At 49.5% G+C, this 20,168-nt stretch carries 13 protein-coding genes; 2 read left to right on the plus strand and 11 right to left on the minus strand.

Annotation, left to right across the window (positions count from 1 at the left end; translation table 11 throughout):
- Positions 1-39 precede the first annotated feature (39 nt).
- The 9 genes from nifH to ALO_RS07105 form a co-directional block, all read right to left on the minus strand.
- Positions 40-915, minus strand: a complete 876-nt coding sequence (nifH, locus tag ALO_RS07065) for a nitrogenase iron protein (RefSeq protein WP_004094239.1) — start codon at positions 913-915, stop codon at positions 40-42.
- Positions 916-1,274: 359 nt separating this feature from the next.
- Positions 1,275-1,949: a DUF1847 domain-containing protein gene (locus ALO_RS07070; RefSeq protein WP_004094242.1), complete on the minus strand. Its 675-nt coding sequence runs from the start codon at positions 1,947-1,949 to the stop codon at positions 1,275-1,277.
- A gap of 181 nt (positions 1,950-2,130) precedes the next feature.
- Positions 2,131-3,657 (minus strand): histidine ammonia-lyase, encoded by a 1,527-nt coding sequence (gene hutH, locus ALO_RS07075; protein WP_004094243.1) that lies wholly within the window; start codon positions 3,655-3,657, stop codon positions 2,131-2,133.
- A gap of 46 nt (positions 3,658-3,703) precedes the next feature.
- Positions 3,704-5,017, minus strand: coding sequence for an SLC13 family permease (locus ALO_RS07080; protein WP_004094245.1), 1,314 nt, complete (start codon positions 5,015-5,017; stop codon positions 3,704-3,706).
- Positions 5,018-5,042: 25 nt separating this feature from the next.
- Positions 5,043-6,302: an imidazolonepropionase gene (hutI, locus tag ALO_RS07085; protein WP_004094248.1), complete on the minus strand. Its 1,260-nt coding sequence runs from the start codon at positions 6,300-6,302 to the stop codon at positions 5,043-5,045.
- A gap of 37 nt (positions 6,303-6,339) precedes the next feature.
- Positions 6,340-8,373, minus strand: a complete 2,034-nt coding sequence (locus ALO_RS07090; RefSeq protein WP_004094251.1) for a urocanate hydratase — start codon at positions 8,371-8,373, stop codon at positions 6,340-6,342.
- Between the two features lie 435 nt (positions 8,374-8,808).
- Entirely contained in the window at positions 8,809-10,200 is a 1,392-nt protein-coding gene (locus ALO_RS07095) for a tryptophanase (RefSeq protein ID WP_004094253.1), read from the minus strand.
- 262 nt (positions 10,201-10,462) lie between these two features.
- Positions 10,463-11,833 (minus strand): amino acid permease, encoded by a 1,371-nt coding sequence (locus tag ALO_RS07100; protein ID WP_004094258.1) that lies wholly within the window; start codon positions 11,831-11,833, stop codon positions 10,463-10,465.
- A 90-nt stretch (positions 11,834-11,923) separates the two neighbouring features.
- Positions 11,924-13,537 (minus strand): sigma 54-interacting transcriptional regulator, encoded by a 1,614-nt coding sequence (locus ALO_RS07105; RefSeq protein ID WP_040292938.1) that lies wholly within the window; start codon positions 13,535-13,537, stop codon positions 11,924-11,926.
- 197 nt (positions 13,538-13,734) lie between these two features.
- Here ALO_RS07105 and ALO_RS20765 point away from each other — a divergent pair, with 197 nt between their 5' ends.
- Positions 13,735-14,334, plus strand: coding sequence for a HutD family protein (locus tag ALO_RS20765; protein WP_004094262.1), 600 nt, complete (start codon positions 13,735-13,737; stop codon positions 14,332-14,334).
- Positions 14,335-14,402: 68 nt separating this feature from the next.
- Here the strand turns inward: ALO_RS20765 and ALO_RS07115 are convergent, their stop codons facing one another.
- Both ALO_RS07115 and pdxK read right to left on the minus strand, forming a co-directional pair.
- The gene (locus tag ALO_RS07115) at positions 14,403-17,513 is read right to left on the minus strand and encodes an AAA family ATPase (protein WP_004094265.1); all 3,111 of its coding nucleotides are present in this window, start codon (positions 17,511-17,513) and stop codon (positions 14,403-14,405) included.
- Positions 17,514-17,701: 188 nt separating this feature from the next.
- A complete protein-coding gene (pdxK, locus tag ALO_RS07120) occupies positions 17,702-18,508 on the minus strand; it encodes a pyridoxine/pyridoxal/pyridoxamine kinase (RefSeq protein ID WP_004094270.1) in 807 nt (268 codons plus the stop codon).
- A 360-nt stretch (positions 18,509-18,868) separates the two neighbouring features.
- On the opposite strand from pdxK, the gene ALO_RS07125 reads away from it, so the two are divergent.
- Positions 18,869-20,047: a MalY/PatB family protein gene (locus ALO_RS07125; RefSeq protein WP_004094271.1), complete on the plus strand. Its 1,179-nt coding sequence runs from the start codon at positions 18,869-18,871 to the stop codon at positions 20,045-20,047.
- Positions 20,048-20,168: the final 121 nt, after the last annotated feature.

A 20,168-nucleotide genomic window follows, 5' to 3' on the forward strand; every position in this document is an offset into this window, starting at 1 on the left:
AAAATTATATATTATAGTTAGTTAGACTGCCCGGACGATTTAGATGCTCTGCGCTGCGCTACGCACTTCGCCGGTCTCCAGAGCCACCAGATTATCAGCCCACTGGGCGGCCCAGCTCCGCAGTTCCTCAATCTCCAGCGGCGACGGCGTCGCAGATACTTCATGAGCAGCAATTTTGGCTGCCAATTGTTTATACACCTGAGCCTGGGGCGAATCGGGAAAAGCTTCGATCGTGGTCTTGCCCTGCAATTCACTCTGTGTCACTGTCACAGAACGGGGCACATAACCAACTACCTGGGTTTTTGTCCGGCTCGCAAAGTCGTCTACGATCTGCTTGGCATAGGGAGCGCTGATGGAATTGGCGATCACCCCTCCCAGCAAAGCGCCGCGGGAATTAGAGTATTTTTTGATACCTTTAAACAGGTTATTGGCTGCGTAAATGGCCATAAAATCGGCCGAGGATACGGTAAACACATGCTCGGCGATCCCTTCCCGGATGGGAACGGCAAACCCACCGCAGACCACATCTCCAAGAACATCGTAAATCACGATATCCAAGTCCAGGTCATCGTATACCTTCAAATTCTTCAATGTTTGAACCGCCGAAATAATCCCCCGTCCGGCGCATCCTACGCCAGGGGCCGGCCCGCCCGCCTCCACGCAGTATACGCCATGGAAACCTTCAAACACGATCTCGCTCAGCTTGACGCTACTCCTGTCCTGGAGAGTATCGAGCACTGTCGGAATATATGTACCGCCCCGCAGAGTATTGGTAGAATCGCTTTTGGGATCGCAGCCTACCTGCATGACCTTGTAGCCGGCCACAGCCAGAGCCGCACTAATATTGGAGGTTGTAGTGGATTTACCGATGCCGCCCTTGCCGTAGATTGCAATTTGCTTGATTTTTTTAGCCACTTTTCTGTCACTCCTTTATTGTTGATTCTGACAGCCATTTGAAAAAGGCCGGAGGACACGCTGCAAAACAACATGTTCTCCGGCCTTTAGATCTCTAATCAGCCGTAGAGATGCAGAGCATCTCGAGGAGGAAAGCAAGGGGCTTTTCGGCCAGTCAGAAGAATCATTGAACTGCTTCAAAGCCGAAAAAAATGCTGCTTTCCGATCTGACCATACAAAAAGGCTAAGGTTACATTCCTGCAACCTTAGCCTTTAGTTTACTAATCAGCTAATGGCAATTACCAGTATTTTGAATTTATATTGAATTGTTCTTTATCATATCATAACCGCTTATCTGTGTCAACAGATTACGCGACTCTTTATTTTTTCTCCTGCAGCAGTCTCTTATAATAGGAATGGGCGGTATACAGGGCAGCCACCGGATTATGGCCGGTCATCCGGTCCTTGGTCACCAAAGTGGTCACCAGAGCGTCGGAGTATTTGATGAACAGAGAATCATGCCCGACACAGAGGCCAACGATCACATTCAGGTCTGTCTGGTGGTAATTCAGGATGCGGGCCTGCAGAACGGGATTGCACATAGCTTCATGGCTGCCGGGCCTGACTTTGTGTTCTTCCAGTATGCCGATTTCAGTTTTGTCTACAGATCCCACTTTACAGATGACACTATAGTATTCCAACCCCTTGGCAGCGAGAATATTGGCGAAAATTTTCGCTTCCTCAATTAATCCGGCGCAGGTGGCAATACCGATTTTTTTAGCCCCGATGCGGTTGGCAAATTCAATGATTTCCTCTACCCGGGTCATTTTACCGTAGAACAGTCCTTCCACCTGAGCCGATGCTCTGGCGACAACGGCGTCCTGATCGTCCCCCCGCAGATGCTGTTTGACTGCTTCGATGTCTTCTGACACAGGATGACCGTCTTGATCATTGGTAGTTAAACAAAAACCCGGAAACTGCCCGGAGCGGGTCCGGCAGTTATATATGCTGCAATCAGTGCAGCATAGTGACTGTGGATCTCTTTTCTTACCCATCTGAATTCCTCCTGTTGTTCATGTAATACAAAAAAGGCCAGGCATTCCTCGCGGATGCCTGGCCTTCAGTTTTCTAATCAGCCAGTATCGATTACGATAATTATATTTTTTATAAGATATCATGTTCCGCGGTTGTTGTCAAGACTTTTCGGATCAATCAGCTACATCAGCATCAATCTGCTCAAAGCTTTAAATTCCCGACGGATCCTTCTACTGCTTCCACCAATTTACCGCCGGTGATTAAATCATAAATCGCTTTTATATCTGGTGCCGGCACCCGGTCTTCCTCCAAATGAGGCACGATGCTGCGGATGGTTTGATAGGCTTTGACTGTGCCCTCCCCTGGAGCCAGTGGCGACAGAAAATCAATCCCCTGAACGGCGGCCAGCATTTCAATGGCCAGGACATTGCAGGCATTTCCCAATATTTCTCTGGCCTGCCGCGCCGCAATAGTCCCCATGCTCACATGGTCTTCCTGATTGGCGGAAGTCGGAATGGAGTCGGCGCTGGCCGGATGTACCAGAACCTTATTTTCAGACACCAGAGCAGCGGCGACATACTGGGTGATCATCAGTCCCGAGTCGATACCGGGATACGCCGTCAGGAAGGGAGGCAGCTCGCTGAGATGAGCATCCAGCAGTCGGTTGACTCGCCGTTCGGATATGTTACCAAGTTCGGCAATGGCCAGCTTTAGATAATCCATGACCAAGGCAATAGGCTGTCCGTGGAAGTTGCCGCCGGAAATCGCTTCACCGGTTTCCGGCATAATGAGCGGATTGTCGGTGGCCGCGTTAATTTCAATCGCCAGGGTTTCCCCGACCCGCCGGAGGGCATCTTTCGAAGCACCGTGCACCTGGGGCACGCAGCGCAGGGAATAGGCATCCTGTATTTTTTGGCAGTTGATATGGGAAGCAATGATGGCGCTGCCTTCCGTCAAACGCAGCATATTTTCGGTGGTTGCCATCTGTCCGGCGTGAGCCCTTACCTGACTGATCCTGAGATCAAACGCCGTTCGAGTGCCTTTTAAGGCCTCCACACTTAATGCCGCCGCAATGTCCGCCGCCTTCATAAAGTTGGTCGCATCCTGCCAGACAATGGCGCCAACGGCAGTCATAACCTGGGTGCCGTTAATTAATGCCAGACCTTCCTTGCCGCTTAAGACGATGGGAACCAGGCCGCAGGTCTTCAGCGCTTCCGCTCCGTCCAGCAGCCGGCCGCTTACATAGGCCTGGCCTTCTCCCAGCATAACCAATACCATATGAGAAAGGGGCGCCAAATCGCCGCTGGCCCCGACCGATCCTTTAGCCGGAATAGCCGGGCAGATGCGCTGATTCAGCATGTTCAGCAGCATTTCCACCGTTTCCAGCCTGACTCCGGAATACCCTTTGCTTAATGAATTGGCTCGCAGCAGAATTGCCGCCCGGACAATATCTTCCGGCAAATGCTCGCCGACACCGGTAGCATGGCTCAAAATCAGATTACGCTGCAATTTCTCCCGTTTATCCTGGGAAATATAGATACTGCTGAAGTCGCCAAAACCGGTAGAAATACCATAAACAGGCCTTTCTTCCGCCAATATTTTATCCACGATTTTCCGGCTGGCAATAATTTGCTGGCGACCCTGGTCGCTGAGTCCGACTGGTTCATAATTACGCGCCGCCTTGATTACATCAGGCAGCGTTAAAGAATATCCATCCAGTAATATCATCAAATCACCTCCAGATGTCAGTGCTCTGATTATGATCAGCCATATCTTATATCATTACGGATCCGATAATCGCCGTAAGCGCTATCGGTATATTGAAATAGATGAACCCAGGCACGCAGGTATCCCAGATATGGTCGTGCTGTCCGTCTACCGACAGACCGGCCGTAGGTCCAAGTGCCGTATCAGACACAGGGGAGCCGGCATCGCCGATTGCCGCCGAAGCCGCGATCAGCAGAATGGTAGCCGGCACAGAATAACCCATGCCCATGCAAATCGGCACATACAGCACTGACAGAACCGGAACAGTACCAAAGGATGTTCCTAAGCCGGTAACGATAACCAATCCGGTGAGAACCATGGCGGTAGAGGCAATCAGCTTGCTGCCGCCGGATACGTTTACGGCAAACTGCACCAATTGATCAATGGCGCCTGATTTGGACAACACATTGCCGAAACCTTCCGCTACCAGCATGATAAAGGCGATATAAGCCATGATATGCATGCCCGTCATTACAAGTTTTTCAATATCCTTCCATTTGATCGCGCCAAATAGGATCATGATCGCCAATCCGAACAAAGCGCCTAGCGGCAATGAGCCGAAATACAATTGAATGCCCAGGGTGCTTACTGCGCCGACTAAGGTAACGATATGGTCCCGGTTTAATTTTGTCTCCCGATTCTGTTCCATTTCGTATTTTCTAACGGCGTCTTCGTCCATATTGTATTCTCTGGGCTTGCTGTAAGCCCAGAAGACGGCGACGCACAGTCCAATCAGCATGGCTGTTCCGATCAGCCAGGTAACTTTCCATATTTCCATATTGCTGACGGCTAAACCGTTTTTCGTGATATTGTTGGCTACAATTGTGTGATAGATCATGCCAAACCCTGCCGGTATGGTGATATACGGTGCTTTCAGGCCAAACTGAAGGGCGCAGGCTACGGCTCTCCGGTCCAGATGCAGCTTGTTCATCAGCATCAGCATCGGCGGGATTAGAATCGGAATAAAGGCGATATGGACCGGGATCAGGTTCTGGGATAAACAGGCGACTCCCGCTAATACCCATACCAATACGGTTTTATTGCCCTTCACCATAGACCCGATTTTTTTGGCGAATATGGCCGCTACGCCGGTGTGTTCCATGGCTGCGGCAAAAATGCCCAACAGGATATAACTTAATGCGGTTTCCGAGCTGCCGCCCATACCGGAGATCAAGTAACCCATGGTGTCGCTCATACTCATGCCTGCCGCTAAGCCGCCGACGACGGCAGCCACCAGCAGAGTCAGCAGCACATCCAGCTTGAGCAAACAAAGAATACATAATACGAGGACGGAAATAACTACCGGATTCAAAAGTATCATGTAAAATCCCCTCTCCTTAATTAATTTACGATTTATCCACTACTACTCGTCCCTTTTTAATCACCGTGCGGACAATGTCCATACCCGCATGGTAGCTTAAAAATAAATGGGACGGGTATTTAAGGATCACAATATCGGCTTGTTTGCCGCATTCCAGAGTGCCGGTCCGGTCCGCCCGCCTGACGGCGGCAGCGCCATTCAAGGTCAATGCCGTTAAAATCTCCGCCGGCGACAGTTTCATTTGAATCGTCGCCAGAGCGATAAGCATGGGAATGGAGTGGCTGAAGCAGCTTCCCGGATTATAGTCGGTGGCCAGGGCCACAGCGGCGCCGCTGTCAATCATGATCCGGGCCCTGGCATATTCCTCCCGCAGGCAAAAGGCTGTCAGAGGCAGTACGGTCGCCACCACGCTATGAGCCGCCATAGCGGAAATTCCACGGTCCGATGCCTGGAGCAGGTGATCCGCCGACACGGCACCCAGCTCGGCGGCCAGTTCGGCCCCGCCAAAGCCTACGATCTCATCGGCATGAAGTTTCGGCCTCAGGCCCAGAGCTTGGGCAGCCTGCAGAATCTTGCGGGTCTGCTGAAGGGAAAAGATTCCTTTTTCACAGAATACATCGCAAAACTCCGCGATTTTCTGGTTAGCCACTGCCGGCAGGACGGTTTTTATCATATAGTCGACGTAGTCGTCAGTTCGCCCGGAAAACTCGGGCGGTACGGCATGGGCCCCCATAAAGGTGGGCACGACATCCATGGCATGCTCCTGATCTAAAGTCCCCATCACATGGAGCTGTCTGAGTTCAGTGGCCAGATCCAGGCCGTAGCCGCTCTTGCCTTCTACGGTGGTGACACCCATAGACAGCATAGCGTCCAGGCGTTTCGCCGCATTCTGGACCAGCTCGGCATACTCCGCTGCCCGGGTCTGCTGCACCGTGTTCAGAATGCCGCCGCCCCGCTCCAGGATTTCCAGATAAGGAGTGCCCGCCAGCCGCCAGAAAAACTCTTCAGGGCGATAGCCGCCGAACACAAAATGGGTGTGGGAATCGACAAACCCGGGAATGACGCTGCAGCCTGCCGCATCCAGGATTTCCAGATCCCTGTGATCAACAGCCGGCAGGGCGGCGGTTTCTCCTATCCATTCAATCCTGCCGTCCTTAATCAGCAAAGCCCCGTCGGCAATACGCAGCAGCCGGTTCATATCCGCTCCTTGTTTGGCGGTTTCACCGGTATTGGTGACAATCTCCGCCGCATGTTTGATCAGCAATGTATTGCTTGTACCGGACAAAGCTCTCCCCTCCTTTTCTATCTTTACTCACCATGGGTTATTTGAATGCCGCCCCGACAACTTCATCGATCAATTGCTCCTCCGGCAAATAAGGCAGGGTGGCATGAGCCTTGCCCCGATAGTCCCGGTTGAACTCGATCATCGTCTCAATGGAATGCTCATTTCTGGCCCATGACCGGCGGGCCACGCCGCCGATGACATCCCACAGCATGGCGGAGCGCAGGATCTCATCCACCTTCGCACTGCCGTCCAACACCATGCCAAAGCCGCCGTTAATGGCCTTGCCGATGCCCACACCGCCTCCGTTATGCAGCGCCACCAGGCTCATTCCCCTGGCGGCATTGCCGGCAAAGCAGTGCACCGCCATGTCGGCCATCATATTGCTGCCGTCCTTGATATTGGCCGTTTCCCGGAAGGGGGAATCCGTGCCGCTGACATCGTGGTGATCCCGGCCCATCATCACCGGCCCGATCTCTCCGTTGCGCACCATGGCATTGAATTTCAGGGCGATATTTTTACGCCCCTCAGCATCCTGATACAAAATACGGGCTTGAGTCCCCACCACCAGGGCGTTTTTTGCCGCATCCTGTATCCAAATGTAATTATCGCGATCTTGACCGCGACGATTCGGGTTGATGCAAGACATAGCCGCCAAGTCGGTTTTACGTAAATCTTCCGGTTTTCCGCTTAGACATACCCAGCGGAAGGGCCCATAGCCGTAATCGAACAATTCCGGTCCCATAATATCTTCCACATAGGAGGGAAAAATAAAACCGTCCTTTTCATCATGGCCGTTTTTGGCTATCTCGGTTACGCCGGCGTCATACACAGCCTTGAGGAACGAGTTGCCGTAATCGAAGAAATAAGTGCCCCGTTCCACCAAGGTCTTGATGCATTCAAAATGACGCTTCAGGCTTTGATTGACCAGCCCATGGAATTTTGTCCGGTCATGAGCCAGCATTTCCGTACGCTGGCCGAAAGTCAGCCCCTGGGGACAATAACCGCCGTCGTAAACCGCATGGCAGGAAGTTTGATCAGACAGTAAATCAATCTTTTTATGATGAGTGACCGCGTATTCCAGCAAATCCACAATATTGCCATGATAAGCGATAGAAAGAGACTTGCCGGCCGCCTGGGATTTTTCAGCCATGGCGAAAACTTGTTCCAGATTGTCGCTGCACTTTTTAACCCAGCCTTGCTCCAGCCGGGTGTTAATGCGGGAAATATCCACCTCGGCAACTATGCCCACCGCGTTGGCAATTTCCGCCGCTTTCGGCTGGGCACCGCTCATACCGCCCAGGCCGGAGGAGACGAACAGCTTGCCGTGGAGGTCGTCTTCCGGCGCTACCCCCAGCTTCAGCCGGCCAGCCGTCAGGATGGTGTTAAACGTGCCATGGACAATCCCCTGGGGACCGATGTACATCCAGCCGCCGGCCGTCATTTGGCCGTAATTGGCTACTCCCAGCTGTTCAGCCAGCTCCCAGTCACTTTGATTATCAAACAGCCCTACCATCAGAGCGTTGGTGATGATGACCCGAGGGGCTTCCGGCCTGGAGGGAAACAGTCCCAGAGGGTGGCCTGACGCTACCACCAGTGTTTGCTCCTGGGTCAGGGCTTCCAGATATCTTTTGATCAACCGGTATTGCATCCAGTTCTGACACACACTGCCTGTTTCCCCGTAGGTCACCAATTCATAGGGATATAAGGCCACGTTATGATCCAGGTTATTGTCGATCATGACCTGGAAGGCTTTCCCCTCTATGCAGTTGCCCTTATACTCATCCAGCGGCTTACCGTAAATGCGTTCTTTGGGTATATAACGATAGGCATAAATCCGGCCGTAGGTTTTCAGCTCTGTCATAAATTCACCGGCCAGTTGACGATGCAATTCCGCCGGAACATATCGCAGCGCATTTTTCAGCGCTACTTTACTCTGAGCGGCGGTCAAGCGGAAGCCCCGGTCAGGCGCCCTGCGTACGCCCTCTTTAAATACAGGCGGTTCCGGTAAAATATTGTCCAGTTTAATGGTCATGGCACCCGCAATTGCTTGATTATCCAGCTTCACTGCCATATCCCCTTTCGCGATATCGATATTGATATCGTTGTTAAATTCATTTCACAATTTTCTATATTTTGAATTATATTGTGATAATATCAAATTATCGTCAAAAGGCTTCCATTCGGCGCAAACATTACATACAGATGTCTCCTCCTTAACGCCTATGCCTTTCCCTGTTTTTGAAGGCTTTAATATTTAAGATCCTACAAATGTACTGTCAAAATATCGTCAAATAATTTTACTACAATTTAATTTATAAAGTAAAATCAATAAATGGTTAAAAAAGCTGGTTCCGAATTTATCTTTACGGAATCAACAATAATTTGGAACCAGCCTTTGCCTCCGGTCCGCGCCTCGGCGGCCAGCCGGTTGCCTGCCTCCGCCCTAAAATCATCAGGCTGGCATCGTTAAAAAAACGATGCCAGCCTGTATAATCTGCGGTAGTTTCTATTTGTCAACCGGGGTAAGATGCGCTTGGAAGTGCCGGAGGATGGGTGGCTCCCAGGTAATCTTATAACCGTGCTTAATTTTGTGCGCCCTTTCTTTGATCGCAATGAGTGCTTCCGCCATGATGTCAAAGTGGCTTTGCGTATATACACGGCGTGGAATGGCGAGACGGGTAAATTCGAACTCAGCATGGAGTTGTTGCTTGGTATCCGGATCATTGCCCAGCATATAGGAACCAATATCGCAGGCGCGAATGCCGGCTTCCTTATACAGTTCAACTGCCAGGACCTGTCCCGGGAACTCATAATAGGGAATCTGCGGGAACATCGCCTTAGCGTCAACGAATACACCATGGCCGCCCACCGGCGACTGATAAGCAATACCGGCGTCGTCCAAATGGGCTGCCAAGTATTCCATTTGACCGATGCGATACTTCAGGTAATTCTCATCCAGTCCCTCGTAAAGGCCTATCGCCAATGCCTCCAGATCCCTTCCCGCAAGGCCGCCGTAGGTTGTAAAGCCTTCAAAGGAGATGCACCGGGCCTTGATTAGCAGAATCAGCGGAGAGGTTGCATCTTTAACGCCAATTAAGCCCCCCATATTTACGATCGTGTCCTTTTTAGCAGACATGGTAAACATATCGCCACAGTCAAATATGGCCCTGATGATTTCCTTAATTGACTTATTTTTGAACTCTTCTTCCCGCAGCTTGACAAAGTACGCATTCTCAGCATAACGGGCAGCATCAATGTTCAAAGGAATATTATATTTTTTACAAACAGCGGCTACCTCACGAATATTTTGCACGGACACGGGCTGACCGCCGGCAGAGTTGTTGGTAATGGTCATTACAACCAGTCCCACATTTTCCGGCCCGTATTGCAAAATCGTCTTTTCCATCTTTTCCACATTCATATTGCCTTTGAACGGAGCCCTCTTCGTTGGGTCCTTCGCCTCTTCCACGACACAATCCAGAGCCCGTGCGCCGCAAAGCTCTACATGAGCCCGCGTTGTATCAAAGAACATATTGGAGATAGCAATTTTTCCCGGGACAAGCATAGCGCCAAAAAGAACTTTTTCCGCCGCCCGTCCTTGATGAACCGGCTGGATATAATCATAATTGAAAATATCCTTACCCGCTTCCAACAGCTTGTAATAACTGGACGACCCGGCATAGGCCTCATCACCTCGCATTATGCCCGCCCACATTTGGTCGGACATGGCGTTGGTCCCTGAGTCGGTCAGAAGGTCAATATACACATCCTGCCCGGCAAGATTAAATAAATTATATTTTGCTTCTTTGATCTTCTGTTCTCTTTCTTTTTGGGTAAGCATTTTGATTGGCTCCACCATTTTAATTCTAAAGGGTTCCGGGATGTACTTAACCGCCATTATAAACTCCTCCTAGTTCATCCGAATTGTAAAGTGAGTTCATTCACTTTAAGCTTGTTATATACTTTTGCAAGTATCGTACCAAGCGATAATCAATGCCAAATAGGATAATCAAGAGGATTATGATAATTTTGATTGATAAATTTTCTTACCAATATGAAAAGATAATGAATCATCCTGGCAGCGATGCAGAGAATAAAAAAGATAAAGGATACTTCCACTTTCTGTAGAAATATCCTTTATCCGGCTGCTCCTGATCAACTTATGTAATGTTCCTCGACTTTGCCGTCCCTTTTTTCAATTTAAAGCCGATCCAAAGAACAACTAACCATACAGGCATAATATAGACCGACAGTTTCATGCTATCAATCTGAAGCATCAAAACCACGATCATAATCATAAACGCCAGGCAAGCATAGTTGGAATATGGATGCAGCGGCACTTTAAACTCCAGTTTGTCTGCATCATTCCCCTTCGCGGCACGGAATTTAAGATTGGCAATAATAATCACAATCCAGCTAATGACTGCGGCCAGAACGGCCACGGCAATAAGATACATAAAGACCTTCCCAGGCATCAAATAATTTAGCGCCACAGCAGCCAGAGTACACGTGGAGGACGCCAGAACGCCTGCTACAGGTACACCTTTGTCATTTAATTTCGCAAAAATCCGGGGAGCATTGCCCTGCTGCGCCAACCCATACAGCATGCGGGCATTACTGTAAATGCCGCTGTTATAAACCGACAGAGCAGCAGTAAGAACAACCACATTCAAAATCGTCGCGGCCGCCGGAATACCCATTTTCGAAAAAATTTGCACGAAAGGACTTCCATCTAAACCGACTTTATTCCAAGGATAAATAATCATCATGACCGTTAATGCGCCTACATAAAAAACCAAAATTCGCCACATTACCTGATTGACGGCCTGAGCGATTGACTTTTTTGGGTTATCGGCCTCCCCCGCAGTAATCCCGATCAGTTCAATGCCGCCAAATGAAAACATCACGATGACCAGCGACAGCAGCAATCCCCCTATCCCATTGGGCATAAATCCGCCATGAATCCAAAGATTTTCAAAGCCGAGAGGGGTTCCGCCGACGCCGATTCCGGTGAAAATCATCATAGCCCCCAGAATAATCATGCCGATGATAGCAACTACTTTCACGATTGCAAACCAGAATTCCAGTTCACCATACATTTTTACTTCGATTAGGTTCAGCAAGGTGATCAATACCAAACACGCCAGGGCAGATACCCAATGTGGCACATCGGGCCACCAATAGTTGATATAAATTCCTACCGCCGTCAGTTCAGCCATACTAACAATAATGTAATTAAACCAATAGTTCCAGCCGGATAAAAAACCGGGAAACTCTCCCCAGTATTTGTACGCGTAATAACTAAAAGAACCCGAGACGGGCTCATCCACCGCCATTTCACCAAGCATCCTCATAATCATAAAAATAACGATCCCGCCAATGATATACGAAAGAGTAATCGCCGGTCCCACCAATTGAATCGTTTGCGCCGATCCATAAAACAATCCTGTGCCAATTGCTCCCCCCAGGGCAATCATCTGAATATGTCGATTTTTTAGTCCCCGTTGCATGCCATGATTTGCTGAATCCATTTCTCTCGCTCCTCTCCTTTTTTAGCTTGAAAGTAACTACTTGGATCATTTGCAATATTCATGCCAGTGTTAAGGAGATTCGAGGAGGGTTCAAATTTTATATGCATGAATCTTATTTAATATTGTAGTATTGGATACTCCTAAGACTTGTCCCGCTAACCGGGAGGAAGGATATTTTTTTAGAACCCTGGTAATCACTTCTTTTTCCACGCTGGCTACGATATCCTTTAGCGGCGGCCAATCTCCGGTTAGCGGAATTTCGACCTGCAAGGCCTGCTGATTCTTTGATATATTCCCGATATCCTTTACGGTAACGGCTTCCGTTAGGTCCGCCCAGGCGGCAAGGTGCTCGGGCCTGATTTCGGCAACATCGGTTAAATTGATCACTCGCTCCAGCGTATTTTCCAACTGTCGTACGTTGCCCGGCCATTTCTGCGCTGCCAGAATTTCAACACTTGCTTTGACTAAATGAACTTCCGGCTTATGGATCTTAGTGCAAATTTTTCGAATCAAATGCTGGGCCAGCACAGGAATGTCCGCTTTTCGCTCCCGCAAAGGCGGGATTGTCAGAGGGATCACATTCAGTCTGTAATACAAATCATCCCGGAATTCCCCTGATACAATCATTTCTTCCAGATTGCGGTTCGTGGCCGCTATTACCCGTACGTCGATGCCAATATCCTTATTACCTCCCACGCGGCGAAGCGTCCCCTCCTGCAAGACACGCAGAAGCCGCACTTGCAGCCGGGGCGATATATCGCCTATTTCATCCAAGAACAGCGTACCGCCGTTGGCCTGCTCAAAAAGCCCCTTCTTGCCGCCTTTGACAGCATCCGTAAAAGCCCCCTCTGCATAACCAAACAGTTCACTTTCCAGCAAAGACTCTGTTAATGCCGCACAGTTTATGGGAATAAAGGGCTTATTGCACCTTGATCCCTCCGCATGAATGGCGCTGGCAAACAGCTCCTTGCCTGTGCCGCTTTCCCCGCGCAATAAAATGGTGGAAGAATTTCTGGCTACAGTACGGGCAGAAGCTATAAGCCGGGTCATTTGATGACTTTGATGGATAATATCATCAAATGTTGTTGACTGAGATGATTTACTTGCCTGTAATATTACTTTTTCTACCTGCTGAAAGTCCTGAATGGTCGAAACAGCGCCTATGATTTGCCCCTGATCATTGCGGATCGGTACGTTGCTGGACAAGAACTGTACAGTCCTTCCGTTTCTTTTTATCTTCCGTTCTCTCAGCCTACAAACATGACCGAATCGCAATGTTTCAAGCATGGGGGGATCTTCTCCCACTAATTCTTCCACTTTTACACCGATGGCTTCTTCTGATTTACAATGCAGTATTTTACAGGCCACTTCATTAAGATGCGATATGATACCGTCTTTATCAATCGCCAGAACCCCTTCGCTAACAGAATTAAGAATCGTCCGCAGCTCAATTTCTTTTTCCTGATAAGGCATCTGCGCGCGAAATGCAACATTTGTAATATGCTCCACCTTCGTGAGATCAGTTACTAAATTCAGCGCCTGCTCTTCAGCCTCACATTGGAACTGGATAACCATTCCATGCTTAGGGGTTGCCTCCATAGCAATTTTATCTGCGTTGTGCTTTTCGGTAAGTTTGAATATTTCATAACCCAACCCGGGACGATTTACAAAATCAATTTGAATAATATACTCCAGCACTTCCAAACCCGCCTTTCAACTTATATCGTATGTGTCACCTTATTATCGTCTCATCCGTAAAATTACTCCAGTTTAATCATAGTCGGAGGAATAACCAGGGTTATTTATAAGTATGCATAGCATGCCAATTGCCGCATGGTAATTATGATAGCTGGCTTATTGTTCCGTTTTTCATGCCGGGCCTGGCTGAAAGGAGGTCAAAAATGAAACTCACAAGGATTACGGCTGATGCTGCTGCTACAACTTCCTGGTCAGGCGGTATCAGCAAGCAGTATGTTATTTACCCGCCGGAATCATCCTATGCCAACAGGGACTTCTCTTATCGGCTCAGTATGGCAGTTGCTTACTCCGATGCGGCGGCTAAATACAGCAAACTGGAAAATATCACGCGTCATCTGGTGATGCTTGAGGGAACCGCGCAGGTATGCCACAAAGGCCATTACGACCTGCTCATGCACCCCTACCAGGAAATTGATGTATTCGACGGCGGTTGGGATTCGTCCGGAACCGGCAAGGTTACCGACTTCAATCTCATGCTGGGCCCGGGGGCTCACGGCAGAATGGCGGTGATTGAGCAAGACGGCACAATTGGGCTTGGTGGTTGCGGGAGTTGCGGCAAGCCGTATAACCGCATGGCATTTTTCTGCGGCTGCGGTTCGGCTTTCTTTGCCTTTGCCGGCAGTGAGCAGGCTACGGTTTTGCAGCATGACCTGCTTTTGCTGGAAGGGTTCCCTGAAGGCCTCTCCGTCACGATCAGCCTCGCAGGCGCTAAACTGATCCGCATGGATATTTGTTGCCGGTAAAAGAGAGTAATCAATATAAAATCTGAAATAATTAATCTGGTATTGCTACAATGAACAGTACAACTGCATCAGAACCAGCTTTTGATTTGATTATTGCTTTCGTACGCCGCCATTATTTCTTCCAGCGATGCCAGTTCAGCTGCTTTCCCCAGCTTATTAAAGATGATTCGCGCCTGCTGATGATATTCCGCCGCCGGTAAAAGCAGCTTATCAGCAAATACGGCAGCTATTTCTTTTTTTCTTTGCATCAGCAGTTTGATTTCTGCTTGCGTCCGAAAAACTATCGCCTTTTGATAAGGATCATTATACTGTTTGAGGAATTCCCCGGCTTGCTCCAGATGTTTTTTCCCCTCCTGAGGATGGTCCTGTCTGACCGCAATCAGCGCCAGCATGCAATTAAGCGTGCAATATCCGCGCAGATACCAATAGCCTTTTTGATCCCCCAGCCCCTCCGCCACGGACAGGGCATCGGTAAAATAGGCGCCGGCTTTCGTATAATCCCGGAGTTGAAACGCGGCATAGCCGGCATTAATATAAAATAAGGCTACCCCTTCGCTGATATTTTTCCGCCCGGCGATCCGGATCGCCTGTTCATAATGCCGCAGCGCCGCCGTATAATCAAAGGTTTCTCGTCGTAAGTCCCCAATGTAATTATTGGCGGCGGCAATCGGGAAAGCATAGAAACGATTGCGCCCCGCAAGTTTTTTTAATAAGGCCAGAGATTGCCGGTAATAATCCTCGGCTTGCTCCTGCTGGCCCTTCAGGGCACAGGCAATCCCCAGGAAGCGCAGGGCTGTCGCTTTTTTATCGGGAATTGGGTCGTGTTCCGTCAAACGCAGCAGCTTCAGGGCAAATCGTTGGATCAAATGAGCCTTACGGGTTTGAATGCCGCAATAAATAATCTGCTGATACCCTTTGATTTGGTAGTCCCGGAATCTTTTTGCCGCGGCTAAGCGCAGCATTTGGTGAATCAGCCTCACACCTTGCAGATGCGCTCCCCGCCAAATATGATACCGTCCGGACATTTCCCAATAAGCCGCCTTATAAATAGCCAATTGCTCCTCCGGAATATTTTTTGCGGCCAATACATTGACTAGTTCCTCTATTTTCCTCAAGCATGCAGTAATTTGGCTGCGGCTCTCCCGAAAATCAACATATCCTGCCGGATAGGATGGATTCAGTTCCGGAAACATTTCATACTGGGGGCAGAAATATTTTTCCGCCAACCGAATCGTATAGTCCAATATTTTCAGCTTTTCATCGGCATTAGTATAGTGATATAAGATATGTTCATAAACATCTTTGTTCTGCCGGCCCTCTTGCAGTTGCTGCTCCAGATAGAAAGCCGCCTGCTTATGGAGCATCCGTTGCCTGACGGTTGACATCTGACTGTAGACATAGCTGCGAGTCTGCAGATTATAAAACCGATAGGCCAGATCACGATCATTTTTATCCGCTTGAAGATCCTGCAGCAACAACTGTTTTTGCGCCAGTTCTTCCAACGCTTCCACCAGTTCGAATTCATTCATGGCGGCAGCGGCCAGCAATGTCTCATAACGGACATTATTAAAAAAAACGGAACAAATTTCTAAAATCTTTCTGGCATTGGGAGAAACATTGCCGGTACGTTCTTTTAATACGCAGTTCAGGCGAATGGACCCTTGAGTGATATCGCTGCCGGCCGCCATCAGATTCAGGCATTCATTTAAGAACAGCGCATTGCCGCCGGTATAATCATACAGCCTGGATTGCATCTTATAGCTGATGCCGGGCAGACGCAGAGCCGCTAATTGCATCACTTCCTGCTCACTAAACCGTTCAACCGTCAAATATTCCAGCATAGTATCCCGTTCAAATTTTTCCATGACCGTTGCAATCTGCTGCCAATATTCCCTATGGGCGGTCGCCACACAGCATATATTCTCTCCGTGAATGTGCAGAATCTGCCATAACAAGGACCAGCCTCGCTGATCCAGCCAGTGAATGTCTTCTATCACTAAAACGGTTTTCTTCAAACCGGCGGCTTGGCCCAGTACCGCACACAGAATTTCTTCCCGCATGGCCGTGTTGAATGTATAAGCATCCATGACTGCGTCCTGCTGCAGTTGTTCTTTTATCTTTACGGTGGGAAAAGCATAAGCGACCGCCTGTTGCCAAAGTGGCGGCAAATGTACTTGAGCCGTATTTAAAAATGCCATTGCCTGCAGAAAAATACTGTTCCAGGCCTTATAGTCATATTCCGCTTCCGCCTGATAACATTGGGTGCGAAATACATTGTTTTTCTCCGGCGGAATAGCCGGAATCAATGCTTCCACAATGGTTGTTTTGCCGACGCCTTGGTCTCCCTGCAAAAAAAGCATTCCTGCGCCCTGACTGCCACGATGAAACTTGTCCAGCCATGACCGGATTTGCCGCAATTCCTTTTCCCGTCCGAAAAACTGCTGGCTGGAAGAAGCTAATTCCGGGGTAACGTTTGGGACGCTTTTCCTGGTCTTAATCCGATGATAGAGTTCCTGAGTTTTCATGCTGGGGGCCAGACCTAAATCCTGCTCCATTTTCCGTTCCAAATCCCGATAGATCTCCAGGGCTGTATAGGAATTCTCTTTGGCATATATTTTCATGAGGGTCCTGTAAGCGCTTTCATTATAAGCATCCAAACTGATTAATTCATGCAGATATTTTGTGGCAGCCGTATACTCTTCCTGTTTGATCATTTTTAGGATCCACTTGGTCAAATAACCGATTACGGTCTTCCGGAACTGCTCGCGCCTTTCGCTGACCCAATGGTCAAAACCGGCCGCGTCCTTGCAGGAAAACCCCGCTAAAAACTCTGCCGGATTTTTTCCCAGAAATTCCGCGATCTGATTTGCCGTCAATAACTCCAGATCCGTCGATATCGTCAAGGCAGGATTTAAAGCAATACTGGCGCGGGATGACGTGATCAGCAGGTCCGACGTCAGGGTCTTTCTCAGCAAATAAACCGTGTTGCGCAGATTTTGCCTGGCGGCGTTATCCTCCCTGTCCCCCCAGAAAAGTGCGGCTAAATTTTCACGGGTAGCTTCCCCGTTAACCAAAAGGTAGTATAACAGTGCTTCCATTTTGGCAAAGGGAAAGACAATTTGTTTATCATTCCAATAAACTGCCGGCCTTTTAAATAATACTGCCCGTAGATTAGCCACTTTCTCATCTCCTATGGCGGAATTCCGATAAGCATGGTTTTTAGTCAAAAATTATCTCAATTTTCATTATATAATCCCATGCCGTTTAAAACAACAGAGAACGCCAGAAAATACTTCTTCCTTCATGAGATGACGCATAATTTAAAAGCCGGAACCCATCCCGTTGCGGGAGAGGCTCCGGCTTCTGCTTATTGTTTCAGACGGTGAGCCGCATGATAAGTCGGGCCCACATAGGAATTCAGCGGGAAGGAATGCTGAATGGCCAGGGTGACAAACTCTTTAGCCTGCTTGACCGCCAGCGGCACCGACAGGCCCTGAGCCAGGCCGGCGGTAATGGCGGCGGCATAAGTGCAGCCGGCGCCATGGGTGTAGGTGGTGCTAATCTTGGAGGCTTCGAAGATTTCAAACCGGCTGCCATCGTATAAAACGTCAATCGCTGCGGCAATGCCCAGTTTGGCACCGCCCTTGACCAGGACATAGCGGGGACCCAGTTCATAAATTTTGGCAGCCGCGGCTTTCATGTCCTCTACAGAGTGGATGGGCATGCCGCTTAACTGAGATGCCTCAAAGACATTGGGCGTAATGATGGTGGCCCGGGGCACCAGATCCTGACGAATGCTCACCGCCGCATCCGGATGCATGACTTCATCGGTTCCCTTGCACACCATGACCGGGTCTATCAGGATGTTTTTGGCTCTGTATTGGTCCAGTTTTCTGGCTACCAGGGAAATGATTTCGCTGCTGGCCAGCATGCCGGTTTTCAGAGCGTCGACGCCGATGCCGGCCAGCACGGTATCCAGCTGCGCTTCCAGCGCCTCAAGGGACAGAGGATATACGTCGTGGGCCCAGCTGCGGGCAGGATTTTGGGCGACGATCACCGTAATGGCGGTCATGCCGTAGACGCCAAGCTCCTGAAATGTCTTCAGGTCAGCCTGCAGTCCGGCGCCGCCGCTGGTATCGGAGCCGGCAATGGTCAAGGCTTTATATACGGTCATCCAAAGGTGCTCCTTCCTGTGTAAAAATTTTTGTTTGCAAATACGCAATTGTATCATAAAATAGAATTGTATATTAGTATAGCACATTTCTCCAAAGTCAAAAGAAAAGATTCTGCAGCAATAAATTTTTACTGCTTTTACCCGTCTTAACTGTTTCATTATTTCTATTGACATCAGGCCAAAGATCGTGTATCCTTTTATCAATTTCATTAGCTTGTGATTCAGCTGATCAGAATGACTGAAGGCAGATACTCCTCTTTTGTGGGAGTATCTGCCTTTTTGTCTTTCTATACCCCTGCGAAAGGAGGGTGTCATGTTCATCCGGTTGCCGGAATTTATCTTGAAAGGCAGTGACCTGTATTGACTAAGATCGATTTTAATACTGTAATTAACCGCCGCAACAGCGGCAGTGTGAAATGGGATGACGCCGATTTGCTGTATGGCGCTAAAGACGTACTGCCGCTCTGGGTAGCTGACACCGACTTTCCTGCGCCGCAGGCTGTGCTGGATGCTCTTCAGGCGAGAGTGGCACACGGTGTCTTTGGCTATCCCTCCCCGCGATTCCTGGGATTTGAGGCGCTGGCCGGCTGGCTGAAACAGCGTCACAGCTGGGAAACCAAACCGGAGTGGATGGTTAACTCTCCCGGAGTGGTTACCGCGCTTTCAATTGCCGTGCAAACTCTGACCGCACCGGGAGATAAAGTGATCATTCAGCCGCCGGTCTATCCGCACTTTTTCTCTGCAGTACTGCAAAACAGCCGGACAGTGGTGGAAAATTCGCTCATTCCTGAAGATGGCCGTTACCGGATTGATTTTGACGATTTGGCCCGTAAAGCCGCCGACGCCAAACTCCTGATTCTTTGCAGTCCCCATAACCCGGTGGGCCGGGTCTGGACCGCTGCCGAACTAAAAAAACTGGCTGAAATTGCTCTGTCCAATAACCTGATCATCCTGTCCGACGAGATTCACAGCGACCTGGTTTATCCCGGTCACCGCCACACGCCTCTGGCTTCTCTGGGCGAAGACATCGCCAGAATTACGGTGACCTGCGTTGCCCCCAGTAAAACCTTCAACATCGCCGGCCTCTACACCTCAGCCGTGGTGATTTCTGATACAGCGCTGCGCAAACGTTTTGCCGACGTCATTCAGGCACTCAGTCTCACCAAAAGCAATGTCTTTGGCAGCGCCGCCCTGGAAGCCGCCTATAAGCACGGCGGGCCCTGGTTGGAACAATTGCTGCCCTTTCTCGCCGCCAACGCCGCCTACCTGGTGGAAAGATTCAGCCGGGAAACCCCAAAAATCAAGGTCAACCTGCCGGAAGGCACTTTTCTTGCATGGCTGGACTGCCGGGCCCTCGGCCTGAACAACGATGCCCTGAGTGATTTCTTTGCCAAGGAAGCCAGAGTGGGACTGAATAGGGGATACTCCTTCGGCGCTCAGGGCTCGGGCTTCATGCGCCTGAATTTTGGCTGCAGCCGCGCGGTGCTGACCGAGGCCATCGACCGGATCACCCGCGCTTATCAGGACCGCGGCTTTTAATGTATAGAGGGAATGGACCATGCGCACTTCCTTGTTGGCCTGATTCCTGTCGGAAAAGTAAAAAAGGCTTCTTCCGCTGGCTATTGACACCAACTCAGAAATTGTGTATTCTTTTACCAGC

It is taken from the genome of Acetonema longum DSM 6540 (assembly GCF_000219125.1).
Classification (GTDB): Bacteria; Bacillota; Negativicutes; order Sporomusales; family Acetonemataceae; genus Acetonema; species Acetonema longum.

What these genes read in the sequence shown, in the direction of transcription:
- ALO_RS07095 (WP_004094253.1), bottom strand. Translation starts at nt 10,200, where the DNA reads ATGGCGGTTAAGTACATCCCGGAACCCTTTAGAATTAAAATGGTGGAG.
- ALO_RS07090 (WP_004094251.1), bottom strand. Translation starts at nt 8,373, where the DNA reads ATGGCAGTGAAGCTGGATAATCAAGCAATTGCGGGTGCCATGACCATT.
- ALO_RS07070 (WP_004094242.1), bottom strand. Translation starts at nt 1,949, where the DNA reads ATGGGTAAGAAAAGAGATCCACAGTCACTATGCTGCACTGATTGCAGC.
- ALO_RS07080 (WP_004094245.1), bottom strand. Translation starts at nt 5,017, where the DNA reads ATGATACTTTTGAATCCGGTAGTTATTTCCGTCCTCGTATTATGTATT.
- hutH (WP_004094243.1), bottom strand. Translation starts at nt 3,657, where the DNA reads ATGATATTACTGGATGGATATTCTTTAACGCTGCCTGATGTAATCAAG.
- pdxK (WP_004094270.1), bottom strand. Translation starts at nt 18,508, where the DNA reads ATGACCGTATATAAAGCCTTGACCATTGCCGGCTCCGATACCAGCGGC.
- ALO_RS20765 (WP_004094262.1), top strand. Translation starts at nt 13,735, where the DNA reads ATGAAACTCACAAGGATTACGGCTGATGCTGCTGCTACAACTTCCTGG.
- ALO_RS07100 (WP_004094258.1), bottom strand. Translation starts at nt 11,833, where the DNA reads ATGGATTCAGCAAATCATGGCATGCAACGGGGACTAAAAAATCGACAT.